Raw genomic sequence first — 18,628 nt, forward strand, 5'->3', positions numbered from 1 at the left:
ACACTGCGCACCTGAACTTTTCCCTGTGGTGTGCCCGTGGCTCAAAACTCCGTATTTCTTCCTGAACAATTCCTGGCGCAGATGCGCGAAGCGCTTCCTTCTCACCTGTCGTTAGACGATTTTATCGCCGCCTGCCAGCGACCGTTACGCCGGAGTATCCGCGTCAACACGCTAAAAATCAGCGTTGAGGATTTTTTGGCCCTGGTCTCTCCGTACGGCTGGCAGCTGACGCCGGTTCCGTGGTGTGAAGAAGGTTTCTGGATCGAGCGCGATGACGAAGACGCCGTGCCGCTGGGAAGTACGGCAGAACATCTGAGCGGCCTGTTTTATATTCAGGAAGCGAGTTCCATGCTGCCGGTTGCCGCCCTGTTCGCCGACGGCAACGCGCCCGAACGCGTGATGGATGTCGCCGCCGCGCCCGGCTCGAAAACCACGCAGATTGCCGCCCGGATGGGTAACCGCGGGGCGATCCTCGCCAACGAGTTTTCCGCCAGCCGCGTGAAGGTGTTGCATGCCAATATCAGCCGCTGCGGTATTCACAATGTGGCTCTTACGCACTTCGATGGACGCGTCTTTGGTGCCGCCCTGCCGGAATTTTTTGATGCCATCCTGCTGGACGCCCCCTGCTCCGGCGAAGGGGTGGTGCGTAAAGATCCCGATGCGTTAAAGAACTGGTCCGTGGAGAGTAATCTTGAGATCGCCGCCACGCAGCGCGAGCTGATCGACAGCGCGTTCCATGCCCTGCGCCCCGGCGGCACGCTGGTGTATTCAACGTGTACCCTCAACCGGGACGAAAACGAAGACGTCTGCCTGTGGCTGAAAGCGCAATACCCGGATGCCGTCGAGTTCCTGCCGCTCAACGATCTGTTTTCCTCGGCACAGGAGGCGGTCACGCCGGAAGGTTTCCTGCACGTATTCCCGCAAATTTACGACTGCGAAGGGTTCTTCGTGGCGCGCCTGCATAAAACGCAGGCAGTTGCTCCCCTGCCCGCCCCTAAATTTAAGGTGGGTAATTTCCCGTTTGCCCCCCTAAAAGGCCGCGATGCCGCACAGCTTGAAGCCGCAGCCAGCAAGGTTGGGCTGGAGTGGGATGAGAGCCTGCGCCCGTGGACGCGTGACAAAGAGATTTGGCTTTTCCCGGCAAATATTGAACCGCTGATTGGCAAAGTGCGTTTTTCCCGCATCGGGATCCGCCTGGCGGAGGTGCATAATAAGGGCTATCGCTGGCAGCATGAGGCGGTCATTGCGCTTGCCGGGCATGAGAATACGTTCGCCCTGACGCACCAGGAAGCCGAAGAGTGGTACCGTGGCCGCGATGTTTATCCTGACAGCTCGCCTTCCGCCGATGAAGTGGTGGTGACCTATCAGGGATTCCCGCTGGGGCTGGCTAAAAAAGTGGGCTCAAGGCTCAAAAACAGCTACCCGCGTGAACTGGTCCGCGATGGTCGGCTGTTTACCGGTAACGATCGCACCGCCTGAAAAAGCGCATTTTTTTACTGGCGATTTCGCTCTCCTTGTCTACGATCAAAAATGGATGACCTTACTGGTCATACCAGATTTTGACAACCGACCCGGAGAGCACTATGACGAAAACCAGCGTGCGTATTGGCGCTTTTGAGATCGACGACGCAGAGCTGCGCGGCGAGGCGCAAGGCGATCGAACGTTAAGTATTCCCTGCAAATCCGACCCGGATTTGTGCATGCAGCTTGATGCATGGGATGCCGACACCAGCGTCCCGGCAATACTTGATGGCGAACACTCTGTTCTTTACCGTGAGCATTACGACAGTAAAACCGATGCCTGGGTCTTGCGCCTTGCCTGACCTAAAGAGAACCCGCCCGAAGGCGGGTTATTTATTACTGCAGCTGCGCCAGCGTAAAGTACCCGTCAAAAACCGCCCCAGTATCAATATAGTGCAGGTTAGAAAAATCATACCGTCTGTCGACGGGCGTATGCCCGAACCAGAAGTGATCCGCCCCGCTAATTCCCTGCCCTTTGCCCACCATAAACCCCATCAGGCGGTCGCGATCCCATAGCACTCGCCGGGCGCTTACCGGTTTTTCCCAGTGGTATTCTTCCGCCGGGTAATCAGCGTGTGCAATAACGTTCAGCCCGTTCTCGCAGGTAATTTCGATAATATGCGGTAACGCGCGACAGGCGTTAAGTAACACGCGCGCCTGCTGCTGTTCCTCATGCCCGAGACGCGAAAACCACATTCCACCATTCATCGTCCAGAGGGCAAAATCATTATTATCCAGACTGTCGATAGCCATTTGCTCATGGTTACCCCGCACAGCACGAAACCATTTCTCATTGATGAGCTGCAATGATTTCACGCTGTCCGGACCGCGATCGATCAGATCGCCGACGGAAATAAGTAAATCCTCATAAGGATTGAAATGACGGCATTTCAGCTCCTCCATGAGCCTCTGATAACAGCCGTGTATGTCGCTGACAACCCAGACGTGACGCCACTCTCCACCTTCTATTCGCTGATACATAAGGCCTCCCTTTACAGTATAGCCGCCGTCAAAAGCACAAGAAGACCGGCGCAGTCCTTACAAAGTAAAACAAACGGTAAACCAAAGAGAAATAAAGATCCGCGCGCTATTAATCCCTTTTTACTGGCTCCTTAGAATAAGGGGAAATAAAAGCGAGGGGTCTTCACGTGTCTAATACACAGCTACATAACAATGTTTTCTATCCGCATCGCACGAATATTATTTCCGAGCTGGTGAATGGCAAACGCGTCCCGGGGCCAATCTGGCGCAAACGCGATTACCGACTGAAGTTCCTTTTACGTTCCCTGCTATTCTGGTCTTCCACCCACCGCATGCTGGAAGCCCTTTCTGGTCGCGACGATTTCGACAAACTGCTTGCCTCGCAAATTACGTTGCCCAGCAAGACCCACCGGCAATACCTGATGCGCGGACTGACGGCAAACGATCGCGCTGACGCTATCGTTAACCATTACTACTGGATTGACAGCCTGAAAGAGAGCGGCCTCGCCCAGGCGATGACCAGCGCGCAGGAACTCCCCATTGTTCAGTTCCATGCAAAAGACGGGGCAATTTACACGGTCAATGCCTCCTCTGCAGGCAAAGCCGAGCGTGAGGGTGAAAGCACGCTGTGGCTGCGCGACAATGAGGATACGCTGCTGGCCAGCCTGACCTTCAGCGTTGCCCGCAGCCATGGTCAGCAGGTGCTGGTCATTGGCGGACTGCAGGGGCCACGTCGCTGCGTAACACGGGATGCCATCAAACAGGCGACCCGCGCCTGCCACGGTTTGTTCCCCAAGCGCGTGTTGATGGAAGTCGTTTTCCAGCTGGCCGCCCGGTCCTCTGTCCGGGCCATTTTTGCCGTCAGCGATGAGGGACACGTTTTCCGCGCGCTGCGCTATCGCCTCAGCAAAGGGCGTCATTTCCACGCCAGCTATGACGAATTCTGGGATTCTCTGAGCGGAAAAAAACTCTCCACCTTCTGCTGGCAGCTGCCGCTGCAGATGGAGCGTAAATCGCTGGAAGAGATTGCCAGTAAAAAACGCGCGGAATATCGTCGTCGCTTTGAACTGCTTGATGAAATTGAGGCGTCCGTTAAATCCCGCTTTTAAAAACAGCTCTGACTTTTGCTGACTACTCACAAAAATTTAACAAAACAGGCAAAAAGGGCTGGACTTCCGCATGCTGTGTTGTGTTATGTTTTACGAAGTCGCACAGGATACATGCGCTGTATAAAGAAAATAACGGAGTTAAGTTATTCACTTTTATACAGATAAAAAGAGACCGAATACGATTCCTGTATTCGGTCCAGGGAAATGGCTCTTGGGAGAGAGCCGTGCGCTAAAAGTTGGCATTAATGCAGGCTAAGTCGCCTTGCCTTTTAAGAATAGATGACGACGCCAGGTTTTCCAGTCCACAGCAAAAGTGGCCTGAAAAAAAGCGTCAGAGCATCATTAAAAGTAAAAAACCGCAGTGCTTTCGCGAGCATCTGCGGTTTTTTATTGGAAACCTGAACGTCAGCAGAGCTTGTCAGCGCGCTCGATAAACGGTGCCAGGCTCATCTTCTGCCCAGGTTTGGCCGGGTCATCAATCTGAATCACGCTGATTGGCTGACCGCTGCTCTTGCCGCTGGCGACCTGCTGCTCAGCGGTGTCGTTTAGCGGGTACTGCACCAGCGTACTCGGGTTGATCGCATACAGCGCATGGCCCGGACGGCAGGTGAGCATCACCTCTTCACGATTGAACGCCCATTTGTCTTTGCCCACTTCAAAACGGCTGACGGTGATCACCTGCGGAGCCGCCAGAGCGCTTCCCGCGCAGGTCAGCAATAAGAGAGAAAGTACTGTTTTTTTCATTTGATAGTTAACCTTGTCAGAAGGGTTCCCAGGTCGCGAACAGACTAACCGTTGCCAGTACCAGCGCGCCCAGCACCACTTCTGCCTGTGTCATCCTGATAAAAAACTGTTGCGCCCGACCGGAACCCGGACGAAACCGTGGTACCAGAAAATACCGATTTGCCAGCGCAATTGCCACCATCAACGCCACGAGAGCACATTTGAACAACAAAAACTGCACGTAGCCAGCCTGCCAGAGAATATGGATGCCCAGAATCAACAGCGCATTCACCACGCCGGTGAGCAGTACGCCCGCGACGGCATAATGCCCCACGCGCGAGAAACGCATCATGGTGTAAATAGCGGCGTTCTGCCAGCGTCCTTTCGCAAGGCGCATGCAGAACAGCAGCGGCAGCAATCCACCCACCCAGGTTGCGGCGCACAGCAGGTGAACAGCATGATTGAGACGCTGCATCGCCCCCATCGGACCGTCGCTCATCGCCGCGTGCCCTACCCCCGCCAGCAGGATAAGTTGGCCCATCGCGAGCAGCAGCAGCCGCGAACCTTTCAGCGGCGCGAGCCACGCGGCGGCAACGGTGATGGCAGCGAGGATGATTTGCCACAGCCAGACGCCGCCAAACCGCGTGCCCAGCACGCTTTGCCAGACCTGCGGGTTAACCGCATCGCCCCAGCCGTTGCCCATTAACCCGCCCTGAAGCATAAACATCAGAAGCGCAGCTGCCAGGCTAATGAGCGACGCCGCTCTCTGCTGTGACTGGAAACGGCGTGCCATCAGGCGGTGCAGCCCGGAGGGCGCAAACCAGACGCTGTAAAGCGCATTGCCAAAAACGAGCATCAGCGCCGCAAAATGGATGAAGCGCAACCCCACATATAACAGTGCCAGCATGCTATTTCACGCTAAAGTGATAGCTGCCCCTGGTTTTGTGGCCATCCACGGAAACCACATGCCAGTCCACCCGGTAAGTGCCAGGCACCAGCGTCTGTTCCAGCGGAACGGTCAGCTGCGCCTTGTTCTTTTCATCGCGCGAAGCGGTACCCGTTTTGATAACCTGCTTTTGTGCGTCCGTCACCACGACCCCGCTAAATCCAGGTTCAATGCCTTCGGAGAAATTCAGCGTCAGTACCTGCGGAGCCGCCACCTGACTGTCTGCTGCCGGGCTCTGCTGTTTAAGATGCGCATGCGCCAGTACTGAGGGTGAGGTTACCGTTGAGGCCAGAAAAACCAGTGCGCATACCGCGCGGGAAGCGGATAAACCCATCGCAATCATTCCTTTTTGTTATGTCTGTATGCTAAAGAATAACGCTGTATAATAAACGAGTCGAGGAACATCCCGCCTCCGCTTGTCATCGTCGCGCAATCGCGGTAACGTTGCCGCCGCATAATAAGGAGAAGGTAATGAAGATCAATCTGGCCGCCCTTCCTCAGGACGAGATGGATAAAGTGAATGTCGATCTCGCTGCCGCTGGCGTCGCTTTCAAAGAGCGTTATAACATGCCCATCGTGGCTGAAGTTGTGGAACGTGAACAACCCGCCCATCTGCGCGACTGGTTTCGCGAAAGGTTAATTGCCCACCGTCTCGCCTCGGTCAACCTCTCCCGCTTGCCGTACGAGCCAAAAGTTAAATAAGCTTAACGAGCCGTTACACTTCCTTACGTGGAATCTGGCAGGATAAGAAAACCCTGATTAAATTAGGTGTATTCTTAAATCCCTGCGACTCAGTGTATAAGGAAGTCACGATGTCACATTGGAATATTGCGGCAGCCCAGTACGGCGGGCAGCACCCCAGCGTTGAGGACCATGTTGCGCACCATCTCCACTTCATTGCCGAAGCAGCGCAGCAGGCGTGCGATTTACTGGTCTTTCCTGAACTCTCACTAACCGGCCCGGGCACGACGGCATTGCCGCCTCCGCCCGATGACGCGCTGCTCCTGCCATTACTAAAGGCGGCGCATTTTTACCGCATTACCCTTATTGCAGGCCTTCCCGTTGAACGAAATGGCCAGCGCCAGAAAGGCCTTGCGCTGTTTACCCCCTCTCGTAACTGCATTTTGCGCTACCCTCAGGGGAGCGGCGCCAGCCTGGTGCCCGGGGAGAAACAGCTCACGATCGTGGATGCGCAAAGCGATTCCCCGAATCTTGATCCGCAGGCGGCGCTGTTCACCAGCTGTCAGTCGGTAAGGGATTATCGCTGGCGGCAGTCCATCAGCACTCTGCAGCGCTTTGCTCACAGGTATGCCATCGCGGTGTTAATGGCGAATGCCAGCGCGGGCAGCGCGTTATGGGACGAAAAGGGCCAGCTGATCGTTCGGGCGGATAAAGGTGAGCTTCTGTTAACGGGCACGCGCAACAGACAGGGTTGGCAAGGCGATATCATTCCTTTAGGCTAAGCGTTTTAAGCTCAGGAGATTTTAATGCTGCGCGTCATTGATACCGAAACTTGCGATCTTCAGGGCGGAATTGTGGAAGTGGCCTCGGTCGACGTGGTTGACGGTAAAATCGTCAACCCGATGAGCCATCTGGTGCGCCCCGATCGCCCGATTAGCCCACAGGCCATGGCTATCCATCGCATCACAGAATCAATGGTGGCGGATAAACCCTGGATAGAAGACGTCATCCCGCACTACTATGGCAGCCCATGGTACGTCGCTCACAACGCCAGCTTTGACCGTCGGGTACTTCCTGAAATGCCCGGGGAATGGATTTGCACCATGAAGCTGGCGCGCCGCCTCTGGCCTGGGATCAAATACAGCAATATGGCGCTGTATAAATCCCGCAAGCTCAGCGTCAGGACACCGGAAGGTCTGCACCATCACCGCGCCCTGTATGACTGCTATATCACCGCCGCGCTGCTCATAGACATTATGAATACCTCCGGCTGGACGCCTGATGATATGGCAACGATCACCGGGCGCCCTGCGCTGCTGACGACGTTCACCTTCGGCAAATACCGCGGGAGAGCGGTATCGGATATCGCGGATAAAGATCCGGGCTATCTGCGCTGGCTGTATAATAACCTCGACAAGATGAGCCCGGAGCTGCGCTTAACCCTGAAACATTACCTGGGCGAAGCTTAACGCTCAGTACGGCCTGGCAATGTGTCCTGCGCCAGGCCGATCAAAAAGGCATACTCCAGCGCCACCCCTTCGTAGGATTTGAATCGCCCCGATTTCCCCCCGTGTCCGGAGTCCATATCGGTACAGAGCAGCAACAGGTTATCATCGGTCTTTAGTTCCCGCAGTTTTGCCACCCACTTAGCCGGTTCCCAGTATTGCACCTGTGAATCGTGCAATCCGGTGGTGACCAGCATGTGCGGGTACGCTTTCGCTTCCACGTTGTCATACGGGCTGTACTCTTTCATATAGCGATAATAGGTTTCGTCCTGCGGGTTACCCCACTCTTCGAACTCCCCGGTCGTCAGCGGAATGGACTCATCGAGCATGGTGGTAACCACATCAACAAACGGAACCTGCGCAATAATGCCCTTAAAGCGATCCGGGCGCTGGTTGATGACGGCCCCCATCAGCATTCCGCCCGCGCTGCCGCCCATGCCAAAGCAGAGCTGCGGATCGCCATAGCCTTGTTCAATCAGCGCATCGCAGACGTCGAGATAGTCGTTGAAGGTATTTTTCTTTTTCAGGAATTTACCGTCTTCATACCAGTGCTGCCCCAGCTCGCCGCCGCCGCGAATATGGGCAATGGCGAAAACAAAGCCGCGGTCGAGCAGGCTTAATCTGCTGCTGCTGAAGTCGGCATCCATGCTGGAGCCATAGGAGCCGTAGCCGTAGACCAGAATCGGGTTTTTCCCCTTCTGGAAATGTGCCTTGTGATAAACGAGTGAAACCGGCACCTCCACGCCATCGCGCGCGGTGACCCACAGGTGCTCGCTGCGGTAATTGTCGGAATCAAAGCCCTTCACTTCGGTTTGCTTAAGCACCTGGCGCTGCCCGGTGTCCATATCCAGCTCGAAGAGCGTATCCGGCGTGGTCATCGACGAGTAACCGTAGCGCAGCCGGGACGATTCAGGTTCAGGATTGAAGCCGATCCACGTGACGTAGGCCGGATCGTCGAATGCTATCCCTATCACCTCGCGCGTTTTACGGTTGATTTGCCGGATACTGGTCAGCCCCCGCTGGCGCTCCTCCACCACCAGCCAGTCGGTAAACAGCGTGAACCCTTCCAGCATTACCTGATCCCGCGCGGGAATGAGCACCTCCCACTTTCGCTCGTCGCGCACTTTGGTTTTGTAGAGGCCGAAGTTTTTGCCCTCGCGATTCGAGCGCAGATAAAAGCTGTGCTGGAAGTGATCCAGACTGTACTCGTGATCTTTGCGACGCGGCAGGAAGCAGAGCGGCTGGGCATCAGGCAGTTCGGCATCCAGCAGCAAGACTTCAGAGGTGGTGGCGCTGGCCAGAAAGATAATCACGTAGTGACGCGAGGAAGTTTTATGCAAGCTGACATAAAACGTTTCATCTTTCTCTTCATAAACCAGCTCGTCATCGGCAGAGTCCGTGCCTACGGTATGGCGCCACACCTGATAAGGCAGCAGCGTGGAGGCGTGCTTTTTAACGTAGTAGACCGTCTCAGAATCGTTCGCCCAGACGAAATCCGGGGAGACGTTTTCCAGCATTTCCGGATACCAGTTGCCGGTTTCCAGATTGCGAAAACGCAGGCCGTACTGGCGACGGGAGAGATAATCCTCCGCCAGCGCCATAATGATATTGTCCGGAGAGATGGACATACCGCCCAGGGTATAAAACTCGCTGTGAGCTGCACGCTGGTTAGCATCCAGCAGAATGTCCCATTCATCCCACTCGGCGCTTAATACCGACTGTCGTTGATAAATCGGGTACTCATTGCCGGGCTCGTAAATATGGCGATAGCGATAGCCGTTTTTGGTCCAGGGTGCGGAGATGTCGCGTTGTGGAATACGCTGCACCATTTCATTCAGCAGCTGGTCCTGAAGCGCCTGCTGGCTGGCCATGACCCTGCGGCCATAGTCATTTTCCTCGTGCAGGTAGTCGAGCACCTCTGGCCGGGAACGTGAATCGTCCCGCAGCCAGTAATAGTTGTCTATACGCGTATCGCCATGCGTGGTGATCGCATAAGGAGTACGTCGGGCTTTCGGTGGCATGTCATCATTCTTTTGAGTTTTACACCCTATAAGGTTGGCAAAACCCACGCATGATGCAAGCGAAACATGACCATGGGGGCGCGAGTTAGCCCTGTAGCGCCTGTTTTTGCTCCCGGATATCTTTTTCTATCCCCTCGCGCACATCCTGAGGGATCTTCAGCGCGTCGCCGAGGGCGTTGAGATAGCTGCGCTCCATAAAGTGATCGATATCTATGGCGGCACAGCTAAGGAAATAGAGCTCCAGCGCCTCTTCCTCATTTTTCACGCTCAGTGTCAGACGCTGCGGATCGAGCGGCTGCTCAATGGCCTGCGCCACCAGCGTTCTGCCCTGCTCTTCAACACCCGCCTCGCGCAGCTGCTGTTCGATAGCCGCTCTTTCATTATCATCAATGTGCCCGTCGCTTTTCGCGGCAAATACCAGCGCCAGGATGAGCCGCTCCGTGCGCAGATCCAGCGGCGAAGTCTGCTCCCCAAAGTGGGGTTCATCGCGGTGCGCCGCCCGCACCTTGTCCTTATATTTGTTCCACAGCACGGTGCCAGCGATAGCGCCGCCCCCGGCCAGCAGCGCGCCGGTACCGTACTTCGCCAGAAGCTTGCGTGAGGATTTATTGGCAACCAGCAGCCCTGCCAGCCCACCGAGCGCCCCCGGCACCAGCAGCTTGCTCAACCCCTGGTCGCCGGAACCTGACGTTTTCTGCCCTAACATGGATTGCAGTTGATTTAACCAGCCTGACATGGTTTCCCTCACTTAACGGTTAACATGTTACCCAGCGTAAGCGAGCAGGCGTCAGGAAATGTCCATCAAGCCTAAAGAAGCGCAAATTTCTTATCCACCCATTTGCCCTGCGCAAGACAGACGCAAACGTTTTCGTTTATACTGCGCGCATCTTTTTCAGGGGGAATGTTATGACTCGTTTAGGAACCGCGCTGCGCCCTGCGGCGACGCGCGTGATGCTGTTGGGATCGGGCGAGCTGGGTAAAGAAGTTGCCATTGAGTGCCAGCGTTTAGGTGTGGAAGTGATTGCCGTAGACCGCTACGCCGACGCGCCCGCCATGCACGTTGCCCATCGTTCTTATGTGATTAACATGCTGGACGGTGATGCCCTGCGTACGCTCATTGCACAGGAGAAACCGGATTTTGTTGTGCCGGAAATTGAAGCTATCGCAACCGATACGCTGATCGCCCTTGAGCAGGAAGGCCAGCGCGTGGTGCCCTGCGCCAAAGCGGCAAAACTGACCATGAACCGTGAAGGCATTCGCCGCCTGGCGGCGGAGGAGCTGGGGCTGCCTACCTCAGGCTACCGTTTTGCGGGTGACAAAGCCGCATTCCTGCAGGCCGTTGAAGAGATTGGCTACCCGTGCATCATTAAGCCGGTGATGAGCTCTTCCGGAAAAGGGCAAAGTTTTATCCGCGACAGCAGCACGCTGGACAGCGCATGGGATTATGCGCAACAGGGTGGCCGTGCCGGGGCCGGTCGCGTCATTGTAGAAGGCGTGGTGAAGTTTGATTTCGAAATCACTCTGCTCACCGTCAGCGCCGTGGACGGCGTCCATTTCTGCGACCCGATCGGTCACCGTCAGGAAGATGGCGATTACCGCGAATCCTGGCAGCCGCAGCAGATGAGCGCCCTGGCGCTGGAGCGTGCCCGGGAGATCGCCCGTAAAACCGTTCTGGCCCTGGGCGGTTACGGCCTGTTCGGCGTGGAGCTGTTCGTCTGCGGTGACGAGGTGATTTTCAGCGAAGTCTCCCCGCGCCCGCATGACACCGGCATGGTCACGCTGATTTCGCAGGATCTCTCCGAGTTCGCCCTGCACGTGCGCGCCTTCCTTGGGCTGCCGGTTGGCGGCATCCGTCAGTACGGCCCGGCGGCGTCTGCGGTGATCCTGCCGCAGCTGACCAGCCAGAATGTGACGTTTGATAACGTCGAAGGTGCGGTTGGCGCAGGCCTGCAGGTCCGTCTGTTCGGCAAGCCGGAGATCGATGGCACCCGTCGTCTGGGCGTGGCGTTAGCCACCGGGGAAAACGTTGACGAAGCCGTGGCAAGAGCAAAAGCCGCGGCTGCGAACGTTAAGGTAGCAGGATAAAAAAAACGGGCCGAAAGGCCCGTTTTTCATGCTGAGAATGACTTACTGCTTCGCGCCTTCAACCGCTTCGCGAGCCAGTTTCGTGATGCGATCCCAGTCGCCCGCTTCCAGCGCATCCGCCGGAACCAGCCATGAACCGCCGATGCACAGCACGCTTTTCAGCGCCAGGTAGTCACGGTAGTTGGCCGGAGAGATACCGCCCGTCGGGCAGAAGCGTACCTGAGAGAATGGACCCGCAATTGCCTGCAGCGCTTTGGTGCCGCCGTTCGCTTCAGCCGGGAAGAATTTGAACTCTTTCAGACCGTAGTCCATGCCCAGCATCAGCTCAGAAACGGTGCTGATACCCGGGATGAGAGGAATAGTGCCTTCGGTTGCTGCTTTCAGCAGCGGTTCGGTCAGGCCCGGGCTGATAGCGAACTGCGCGCCCGCTTCGGTCACGTCCGCCAGCTGCTGCGCGTTGAGAACGGTACCCGCACCGATGATAGCGTCCGGCACTTCTTTAGCGATGGCGCGAATGGCATCCATTGCGCAGGCGGTACGCAGGGTCACTTCCAGAACGCGAACGCCGCCCGCAACCAGCGCTTTCGCCATTGGCACAGCGTGCTCCAGCTTGTTTACCACGATAACCGGCACGACAGGGCCAGTGGTCAGGATTGCTTCTGCACTTGTTTTCCAGTTTTTCATCAGAGTTCTCTCTCGCCAGATCGTTAAAATCAAGTCGTCTTAAAACGTAATACAGGTTGCGCCCTGCTCCGCACCGGAGAGTTTCTCACGCAGCGCGCTGAACATTTCGCGTCCGGTCCCCACGCGCGATGCGCTCAGGTCAGGAATATGGGGCTGACGTGCCGCCAGCTCGGCGTCATCCACCAGCAGGGTTAACTCACCTGTCTGGCCGTTCACGCGGATCATGTCACCGTCGCGCACTTTTGCCAGCAAACCGCCGTCGTAGGCTTCAGGCGTGACGTGGATGGCAGAAGGCACTTTACCGGATGCCCCGGAGAGGCGTCCATCGGTCACTAACGCAATTTTGAAACGGCGGTCCAATAATACACCAAGTGGTGGCATAAGTTTATGTAATTCTGGCATGCCGTTCGCTTTTGGCCCCTGATGACGCACCACCACCACACAGTCTTTATCAAGCAGACCGGCGTCAAAGGCGGGCAACACGTCATGCTGGCTTTCAAACACCACCGCCGGGGCCTCAATAACCTGGTTCTCTTCCGGTACGGCAGAGGTCTTCATCACCGCACGACCAAGGTTGCCGCTCAGTACTTTGGTGCCGCCGTGAGGAGAGAACGGTTTGTCGAAGGTGGCAATTACCTGCGCATCAAGAGACGCGCTTGCCCCGTCGCGCCAGTCCAGCTCGCCGTTGTTCAGCCACGGCTCCTGGGTGTAGCGCTTAAGGCCAAAGCCCGCTACGGTGTTGACATCCTCATGCAGCAGACCGCCTTTCAGCAGCTCGCGCATCAGCACCGGCACGCCGCCCGCGGCCTGGAAGTGGTTGATATCAGCCGGGCCGTTCGGGTACAGGCGCGCCATCAGCGGCACCACGGAGGAGATATCGGAGAAATCATCCCAGTTGATCAGGATGCCCGCCGCACGCGCCATCGCAACCAGGTGCATAGTATGGTTGGTTGAACCGCCGGTCGCCAGCAGCGCAACGATACCGTTGACGATGACTTTTTCATCGACCATTTTGCCCATCGGCATCCATTCGTTGCCGTTTCCGGTCAGACGCGTCACCTGACGAGCCGCCGCTTCGGTCAGCGCCTGACGCAGCGGCGCATCCGGCTGGATGAAGGATGAGCCTGGAAGCTGCATCCCCATAAACTCCACCACCATCTGGTTGGTGTTGGCCGTACCGTAGAACGTACAGGTTCCTGGCGCATGGTAGGACGCGGCTTCGGCTTCCAGCAGCGCCTGACGATCGGCTTTGCCTTCCGCATACAGCTGGCGGATACGCACTTTTTCTTTGTTCGGCAGACCGCTGGCCATCGGGCCGGACGGCACGAAGATCGCAGGCAGGTGACCAAACGACAGCGCCGCCATCACCAGGCCCGGAACAATCTTGTCGCACACGCCGAGATACAGCGCGCCATCAAACATATTGTGTGACAGGCCCACCGCCGCGGACATCGCAATCACTTCCCGGCTCAGCAACGACAGCTCCATACCGTCCTGCCCCTGCGTCACGCCGTCGCACATGGCCGGGACGCCGCCCGCCACCTGCCCCACGGCATTCACGCTGTGCAGCGCTTTGCGAATGATGTTGGGATAAACCTCATACGGCTGGTGTGCGGAAAGCATATCGTTATAGGAGGTAATGATAGCGATATTGTTACGCAACATGCTTTTCAGCGAGGCTTTATCATCGGGCTGGCAGGCGGCGAAGCCGTGCGCCAGGTTCCCGCAGGCCAGCTGAGATCGGTGGACGGTGTTGCTCTTCGCCTGTTCAATGCGGGCGAGGTAGGCCGAACGGGTCTCTTTCGAGCGCTCGACAATACGTTGTGTTACGCGTAACAATACAGGATTCATAAAAGCTCCTTTAATTTATCTGTCCGGGCTCGGGAGTTTACAAAGTCGCTGGCGGTTGTTAACAACGCTGAAACGCTTGCTGTCCGGAGCTCAGGGGCAAAATCACTTCCGGCAGTGTAATAAAAAAAGCCCCGCGGGTGAATCCACGCGGAGCTTAAAAGTATAAAAATTGTGCCACTAGCTGTGTTAGATCATGTTACCGGTAAAATAACACCTTCGGGCTAGAGGATTATCTTACTCAAACTCGTTCCAGGAGCGGCCATCACGGGTGATCATCGCCACGGAGGCGACAGGTCCCCAGGTGCCCGCCTGATACGGTTTTGGCGCATCCTGATCGGCAGCCCAGGCTTCGGTGATGGAGTCGACCCATTTCCACGCCTCTTCCACTTCATCGCGACGCACAAACAGCGCCTGGATACCGCGCATGGTTTCCAACAGCAGACGCTCGTAGGCATCGGCCAGGTGCGTCTGGTTGAAGGTTTCGGAGTAGCTCAGATCCAGCTTGGTGGTCTGCAGGTTGTGCTTGTGATCCAGGCCCGGCACTTTGTTCAGGATCTGGATATCCACCCCTTCGTCCGGCTGCAGACGAATGGTCAGTTTGTTCTGCGGCAGCTCCTGCCAGGACTCTTTAAACAGGTTCAGCTCAGGGTTTTTGAAGTAAACGACAACTTCAGAGCATTTGGCTGGCAGACGTTTACCGGTACGCAGGTAGAAAGGCACACCCGCCCAACGCCAGTCGTCGATATCCACGCGGATCGCCACAAAGGTCTCGGTGTTGCTGGACTTGTTCGCGCCCTCTTCTTCCAGGTAGCCCGGCACTTTTTTGCCTTGCGCAAACCCGGCGGTGTACTGACCGCGAACGGTCTTCTCGCGCACGTTGGAGCGGTCAATGCGGCGCAACGACTTCAGCACTTTCACTTTGGCGTCGCGGATGCTGTCAGCCGTCAGGTCAGACGGTGGAGACATGGCAATCATGCACAGAATTTGCAGCAGGTGGTTCTGAATCATGTCGCGCATCTGGCCGGCCTGGTCAAAGTAACCCCAGCGACCTTCAATCCCCACCTCTTCCGCCACGGTAATTTCCACGTGGTCGATAGTACGGTTGTCCCAGTTATTCACAAACAGGGAGTTAGCGAAACGCAGCGCCAGCAGGTTCAATACCGTTTCTTTACCCAGATAGTGGTCAATACGGTAGACCTGGCACTCTTCAAAGAACTCGCCCACCTGGTCGTTGATTTCACGCGAGGTTGCCAGCGACGTACCCAGCGGCTTCTCCATCACCACGCGCGCCGGTTTGGCGTTCAGTTTGGCTTCGCCCAAACCTTTGCAGATGGCGCCGAAGGTGCTTGGCGGCATAGCGAAATAGTTGATGGTGACACGATTTTTCTGATCCAGCATGGCACCCAGGCGGGAAAATGCGCTGACGTCATTGACGTCCAGGTTGCAGAAATCGAGACGACCGCTCAGGGTATCCCACAAACTTTCATCAATTTTTTCCTTCATGAAAGTTTCGAGCGCCTCGCGGACGACTTTGGTATAAGCGTCCTTGTCCCAGTCGGCGCGACCAACACCCAGGATACGGGTATCCGGATGAATTTGGCCCGCTTTCTCCAGTTGATACAGGGAAGGCAGCAATTTCCGGCGTGCAAGATCGCCTTTCGCGCCGAAAATGACCAGGTCACATGCCTGGGCTGTTTGCGTTACCGCCATGTCATTCTCCTCAGTTGGATCACCTGGTACTTCTGCCAGGTATCGTTGTAATTTTATTACAATGCACTGTACTGCTTTTACGTCATTCCCGAAACCATTAGCGCTTATCGTCTCGTGCGATACGGCGAATTTTCGCCCTTTAGCCAATTACGGCGGAGTAATGACGCAACAGCCGTCGATAATTTGCGCAACAGGGTCATAGCAAAACCCGACATCGATCAAGTAATGAAAAAAAACAACAACATTATCTTGTCGACTGTTACCCTTTATGGAAGCCACAGGGGTAATATCGGCTAAATCGAATCAAGATTTCATCTATAAATGAAATCGTTTCCACCCCCATGAGCGCCCTGTTAACAATGAACATGCTTGAAAAAATCCAGTTTCAACTGGAACACCTTAGCAAATCCGAGCGAAAAGTGGCTGAAGTCATTCTGGCCTCTCCCGCTCAGGCGATTCATTCAAGCATCGCCGCTCTGGCTCAGGAAGCGGGCGTCAGTGAACCGACGGTCAACCGCTTCTGCCGCAGCCTGGAAACGCGCGGCTTTCCCGATTTTAAACTGCATCTGGCACAAAGTCTGGCAAACGGCACCCCTTATGTTAATCGCAATGTGGATGAAGACGACAGCGTAGATGCCTATACGGCAAAAATATTTGAGTCGGCCATGGCCACGCTTGACCACGTTCGCCAGTCTCTGGATATGAGTTCCGTGAATCGCGCGGTGGATTTGCTCACCCAGGCCAAGCGCATTGCCTTCTTCGGTCTTGGCTCGTCAGCCGCCGTGGCGCACGACGCCATGAACAAATTCTTCCGCTTTAACGTGCCGGTTATTTATTCAGATGACATTGTGCTGCAACGCATGAGCTGTATGAATTGCAGTGAAGATGACGTCGTGGTACTGATTTCGCACACTGGTCGCACGAAAAGTCAGGTTGAACTGGCGCAACTGGCCCGTGAAAACGATGCCATGGTGATCGCCCTCACCACCGCCGGCACGCCGCTGGCGCGAGAGGCGACCCTCGCCATTACGCTGGACGTACCTGAGGATACCGACATGTATATGCCAATGGTGTCCCGTCTGGCGCAGCTCACGGTAATCGACGTGCTGGCGACCGGCTTTACCTTACGCCGGGGCGCAAAATTCCGAGATAACTTGAAGCGAGTCAAGGAAGCGCTGAAGGAATCGCGTTTTGATAAAGAATTGCTTATAAAGAGCGATGTTCCCTGAAAGTAGATAACGAAGACGTAACCCATAATTAGATGTAACGATTTCCGGCATTCGGCCCCCTCTTTGCTGCCTTGCAGCAGATGAAGGCCGATTCAATGTTCACGCAACACCAAAGTTGTTTCAGTCAACGGAGTATTACATGTCCAGAAGGCTTCGCAGAACCAAGATCGTCACCACCTTAGGCCCGGCCACCGATCGCGATAATAACCTCGAAAAGATTATCGCCGCTGGCGCCAACGTGGTGCGTATGAACTTCTCACACGGTACGCCAGAAGACCATAAATTACGTGCCGATAAAGTGCGTGAGATCGCAGCAAAACTGGGCCGCCACGTTGCCATTCTTGGTGACCTGCAGGGTCCTAAAATTCGCGTATCGACCTTTAAAGAGGGGAAAGTTTTCCTCAATATCGGCGACAAATTCCTGCTGGATGCCAACCTGGGCAAAGGTGAAGGCGATAAAGAGAAAGTTGGGATCGACTATAAAGGCCTGCCGGCTGACGTGGTGCCTGGCGATATCCTGCTGCTCGACGACGGCCGCGTACAGCTGAAGGTGCTGGAAGTTCAGGGCATGAAAGTGTTCACCGAAGTCACCGTCGGCGGCCCGCTCTCCAACAATAAAGGCATCAACAAACTGGGCGGCGGCCTCTCTGCGGAAGCGCTGACCGATAAAGACAAAGCGGACATCGTAACGGCTGCGCTGATCGGCGTTGACTACCTTGCCGTCTCTTTCCCGCGCTGCGGTGAAGATCTGAACTATGCGCGCCGTCTGGCACGTGACGCAGGCTGCGATGCCAAAATCGTTGCCAAAGTTGAACGTGCGGAAGCCGTGTGCGATCAGGATGCAATGGACGACGTGATTCTGGCGTCTGACGTGGTAATGGTTGCGCGCGGTGACCTGGGCGTGGAAATCGGCGATCCTGAGCTGGTCGGTATCCAGAAAGCGCTGATCCGTCGCGCGCGTCAGCTGAACCGCGCGGTGATCACCGCCACCCAGATGATGGAATCCATGATCACCAACCCAATGCCAACCCGTGCGGAAGTGATGGACGTCGCGAACGCCGTGCTGGACGGTACCGATGCGGTGATGCTGTCTGCGGAAACCGCGGCGGGCCAGTATCCGGCAGAAACCGTGGCCGCGATGGCGCGCGTCTGTCTGGGCGCTGAGAAGATCCCAAGCATCAACGTCTCTAAACACCGTCTGGACGTGCAGTTCGACAATGTGGAAGAAGCGATTGCGATGTCTGCCATGTACGCTGCTAACCACCTGAAAGGCGTTACTGCGATCATTACCATGACCGAATCCGGCCGTACCGCGCTGATGACTTCCCGTATCAGCTCTGGCCTGCCAATCTTCGCTATGTCCCGTCACGAGCGCACGCTGAACCTGACGGCGCTGTATCGCGGTGTTACCCCGGTACACTTCGACAGCACCAATGACGGCGTAGCCGCGGCGCACGATGCCGTAAACCTGCTGCGCGACAAAGGTTACCTGGTATCCGGTGATATCGTCATTGTGACCCAGGGTGATGTAATGAGCACCATCGGCTCAACCAATACCACCCGCGTAATGACCGTAGAGTAA

The 18,628-nt window shown here is 56.0% G+C and carries 18 protein-coding genes; 9 read left to right on the forward strand and 9 right to left on the reverse strand.

All coding sequences use genetic code 11. From position 1 onward, the window contains the following. The first annotated feature begins 81 nt into the window (after positions 1–81). Together rsmF and MX657_RS13595 are read left to right on the forward strand one after the other, a co-directional pair. Positions 82–1,479: a 16S rRNA (cytosine(1407)-C(5))-methyltransferase RsmF gene (gene rsmF / locus MX657_RS13590; RefSeq protein ID WP_429844934.1), complete on the forward strand. Its 1,398-nt coding sequence runs from the start codon at positions 82–84 to the stop codon at positions 1,477–1,479. Between the two features lie 104 nt (positions 1,480–1,583). Then, positions 1,584–1,823: a YebV family protein gene (locus MX657_RS13595; protein WP_006176013.1), complete on the forward strand. Its 240-nt coding sequence runs from the start codon at positions 1,584–1,586 to the stop codon at positions 1,821–1,823. A 34-nt stretch (positions 1,824–1,857) separates the two neighbouring features. On the opposite strand, the gene pphA is transcribed toward MX657_RS13595, so the two are convergent. Next, positions 1,858–2,502, reverse strand: coding sequence for a protein-serine/threonine phosphatase (gene pphA / locus MX657_RS13600; protein ID WP_346805974.1), 645 nt, complete (start codon positions 2,500–2,502; stop codon positions 1,858–1,860). Positions 2,503–2,669: 167 nt separating this feature from the next. Between pphA and MX657_RS13605 the strand changes: the two genes are divergently transcribed. Further along, entirely contained in the window at positions 2,670–3,611 is a 942-nt protein-coding gene (locus tag MX657_RS13605) for a VirK/YbjX family protein (protein ID WP_346805975.1), read from the forward strand. 405 nt (positions 3,612–4,016) lie between these two features. Here MX657_RS13605 and MX657_RS13610 read toward each other — a convergent pair whose 3' ends face one another. The 3 genes from MX657_RS13610 to yobA are packed head-to-tail and all read right to left on the reverse strand — an operon-like array spanning position 4,017 to position 5,614. After that, on the reverse strand, positions 4,017–4,355 hold the full coding sequence (locus tag MX657_RS13610; protein WP_080329454.1) for a YebY family protein: 339 nt from the start codon (positions 4,353–4,355) through the stop codon (positions 4,017–4,019). 16 nt (positions 4,356–4,371) lie between these two features. After that, positions 4,372–5,241: a copper homeostasis membrane protein CopD gene (gene copD, locus MX657_RS13615; RefSeq protein WP_346805976.1), complete on the reverse strand. Its 870-nt coding sequence runs from the start codon at positions 5,239–5,241 to the stop codon at positions 4,372–4,374. Between the two features lies 1 nt (position 5,242). Next, positions 5,243–5,614: a CopC domain-containing protein YobA gene (gene yobA / locus MX657_RS13620; protein ID WP_346805977.1), complete on the reverse strand. Its 372-nt coding sequence runs from the start codon at positions 5,612–5,614 to the stop codon at positions 5,243–5,245. Positions 5,615–5,751: 137 nt separating this feature from the next. On the opposite strand from yobA, the gene MX657_RS13625 reads away from it, so the two are divergent. The 3 genes from MX657_RS13625 (at position 5,752) to exoX (ending at position 7,430) form a co-directional block, all read left to right on the forward strand. Next, positions 5,752–5,982: a DNA polymerase III subunit theta gene (locus tag MX657_RS13625; RefSeq protein ID WP_013096102.1), complete on the forward strand. Its 231-nt coding sequence runs from the start codon at positions 5,752–5,754 to the stop codon at positions 5,980–5,982. Positions 5,983–6,092: 110 nt separating this feature from the next. Continuing rightward, a complete protein-coding gene (locus MX657_RS13630) occupies positions 6,093–6,743 on the forward strand; it encodes a nitrilase-related carbon-nitrogen hydrolase (RefSeq protein WP_217478830.1) in 651 nt (216 codons plus the stop codon). Between the two features lie 24 nt (positions 6,744–6,767). Next, the gene (exoX, locus tag MX657_RS13635; RefSeq protein WP_025756911.1) at positions 6,768–7,430 is read left to right on the forward strand and encodes an exodeoxyribonuclease X; all 663 of its coding nucleotides are present in this window, start codon (positions 6,768–6,770) and stop codon (positions 7,428–7,430) included. Here the strand turns inward: exoX and ptrB are convergent. Together ptrB and MX657_RS13645 are read right to left on the reverse strand one after the other, a co-directional pair. After that, positions 7,427–9,487: an oligopeptidase B gene (gene ptrB / locus MX657_RS13640; protein WP_346805978.1), complete on the reverse strand. Its 2,061-nt coding sequence runs from the start codon at positions 9,485–9,487 to the stop codon at positions 7,427–7,429. The two genes, exoX and ptrB, sit on opposite strands and share 4 nt — an antisense overlap. Before the next feature lie 85 nt (positions 9,488–9,572). Next, positions 9,573–10,223 carry a tellurite resistance TerB family protein gene (locus tag MX657_RS13645; RefSeq protein WP_346805979.1) on the reverse strand — a complete coding sequence of 217 codons (651 nt, stop codon included), beginning with the start codon at positions 10,221–10,223 and terminating at the stop codon, positions 9,573–9,575. A gap of 170 nt (positions 10,224–10,393) precedes the next feature. Between MX657_RS13645 and purT the strand changes: the two genes are divergently transcribed. Next, positions 10,394–11,572: a formate-dependent phosphoribosylglycinamide formyltransferase gene (gene purT, locus MX657_RS13650; RefSeq protein WP_346805980.1), complete on the forward strand. Its 1,179-nt coding sequence runs from the start codon at positions 10,394–10,396 to the stop codon at positions 11,570–11,572. Positions 11,573–11,614: 42 nt separating this feature from the next. Here the strand turns inward: purT and kdgA are convergent, their stop codons facing one another. The 3 genes from kdgA to zwf form a co-directional block, all read right to left on the reverse strand. Then, positions 11,615–12,256: a bifunctional 4-hydroxy-2-oxoglutarate aldolase/2-dehydro-3-deoxy-phosphogluconate aldolase gene (gene kdgA, locus MX657_RS13655; protein ID WP_006176036.1), complete on the reverse strand. Its 642-nt coding sequence runs from the start codon at positions 12,254–12,256 to the stop codon at positions 11,615–11,617. A 39-nt stretch (positions 12,257–12,295) separates the two neighbouring features. Then, positions 12,296–14,107, reverse strand: a complete 1,812-nt coding sequence (edd, locus tag MX657_RS13660) for a phosphogluconate dehydratase (RefSeq protein WP_346805981.1) — start codon at positions 14,105–14,107, stop codon at positions 12,296–12,298. A gap of 234 nt (positions 14,108–14,341) precedes the next feature. Further along, a complete protein-coding gene (zwf, locus tag MX657_RS13665; protein WP_025756917.1) occupies positions 14,342–15,817 on the reverse strand; it encodes a glucose-6-phosphate dehydrogenase in 1,476 nt (491 codons plus the stop codon). Between the two features lie 359 nt (positions 15,818–16,176). On the opposite strand from zwf, the gene MX657_RS13670 reads away from it, so the two are divergent. Both MX657_RS13670 and pyk read left to right on the forward strand, forming a co-directional pair. Further along, positions 16,177–17,046 (forward strand): MurR/RpiR family transcriptional regulator, encoded by an 870-nt coding sequence (locus MX657_RS13670; protein ID WP_080329715.1) that lies wholly within the window; start codon positions 16,177–16,179, stop codon positions 17,044–17,046. A gap of 139 nt (positions 17,047–17,185) precedes the next feature. Next, positions 17,186–18,628 (forward strand): pyruvate kinase, encoded by a 1,443-nt coding sequence (pyk, locus tag MX657_RS13675; RefSeq protein ID WP_008500455.1) that lies wholly within the window; start codon positions 17,186–17,188, stop codon positions 18,626–18,628.

Source organism: Enterobacter chuandaensis, assembly GCF_039718975.1.
In the GTDB taxonomy this organism is placed as follows: domain Bacteria; phylum Pseudomonadota; class Gammaproteobacteria; order Enterobacterales; family Enterobacteriaceae; genus Enterobacter; species Enterobacter chuandaensis.

What these genes read in the sequence shown, in the direction of transcription:
- kdgA (WP_006176036.1), bottom strand. Translation starts at nt 12,256, where the DNA reads ATGAAAAACTGGAAAACAAGTGCAGAAGCAATCCTGACCACTGGCCCT.
- MX657_RS13645 (WP_346805979.1), bottom strand. Translation starts at nt 10,223, where the DNA reads ATGTCAGGCTGGTTAAATCAACTGCAATCCATGTTAGGGCAGAAAACG.
- MX657_RS13630 (WP_217478830.1), top strand. Translation starts at nt 6,093, where the DNA reads ATGTCACATTGGAATATTGCGGCAGCCCAGTACGGCGGGCAGCACCCC.
- zwf (WP_025756917.1), bottom strand. Translation starts at nt 15,817, where the DNA reads ATGGCGGTAACGCAAACAGCCCAGGCATGTGACCTGGTCATTTTCGGC.
- rsmF (WP_429844934.1), top strand. Translation starts at nt 82, where the DNA reads ATGCGCGAAGCGCTTCCTTCTCACCTGTCGTTAGACGATTTTATCGCC.
- edd (WP_346805981.1), bottom strand. Translation starts at nt 14,107, where the DNA reads ATGAATCCTGTATTGTTACGCGTAACACAACGTATTGTCGAGCGCTCG.
- copD (WP_346805976.1), bottom strand. Translation starts at nt 5,241, where the DNA reads ATGCTGGCACTGTTATATGTGGGGTTGCGCTTCATCCATTTTGCGGCG.
- pphA (WP_346805974.1), bottom strand. Translation starts at nt 2,502, where the DNA reads ATGTATCAGCGAATAGAAGGTGGAGAGTGGCGTCACGTCTGGGTTGTC.
- MX657_RS13595 (WP_006176013.1), top strand. Translation starts at nt 1,584, where the DNA reads ATGACGAAAACCAGCGTGCGTATTGGCGCTTTTGAGATCGACGACGCA.
- ptrB (WP_346805978.1), bottom strand. Translation starts at nt 9,487, where the DNA reads ATGCCACCGAAAGCCCGACGTACTCCTTATGCGATCACCACGCATGGC.
- MX657_RS13670 (WP_080329715.1), top strand. Translation starts at nt 16,177, where the DNA reads ATGAACATGCTTGAAAAAATCCAGTTTCAACTGGAACACCTTAGCAAA.
- MX657_RS13625 (WP_013096102.1), top strand. Translation starts at nt 5,752, where the DNA reads ATGAAGATCAATCTGGCCGCCCTTCCTCAGGACGAGATGGATAAAGTG.
- yobA (WP_346805977.1), bottom strand. Translation starts at nt 5,614, where the DNA reads ATGGGTTTATCCGCTTCCCGCGCGGTATGCGCACTGGTTTTTCTGGCC.
- pyk (WP_008500455.1), top strand. Translation starts at nt 17,186, where the DNA reads ATGTCCAGAAGGCTTCGCAGAACCAAGATCGTCACCACCTTAGGCCCG.
- exoX (WP_025756911.1), top strand. Translation starts at nt 6,768, where the DNA reads ATGCTGCGCGTCATTGATACCGAAACTTGCGATCTTCAGGGCGGAATT.
- purT (WP_346805980.1), top strand. Translation starts at nt 10,394, where the DNA reads ATGACTCGTTTAGGAACCGCGCTGCGCCCTGCGGCGACGCGCGTGATG.
- MX657_RS13610 (WP_080329454.1), bottom strand. Translation starts at nt 4,355, where the DNA reads ATGAAAAAAACAGTACTTTCTCTCTTATTGCTGACCTGCGCGGGAAGC.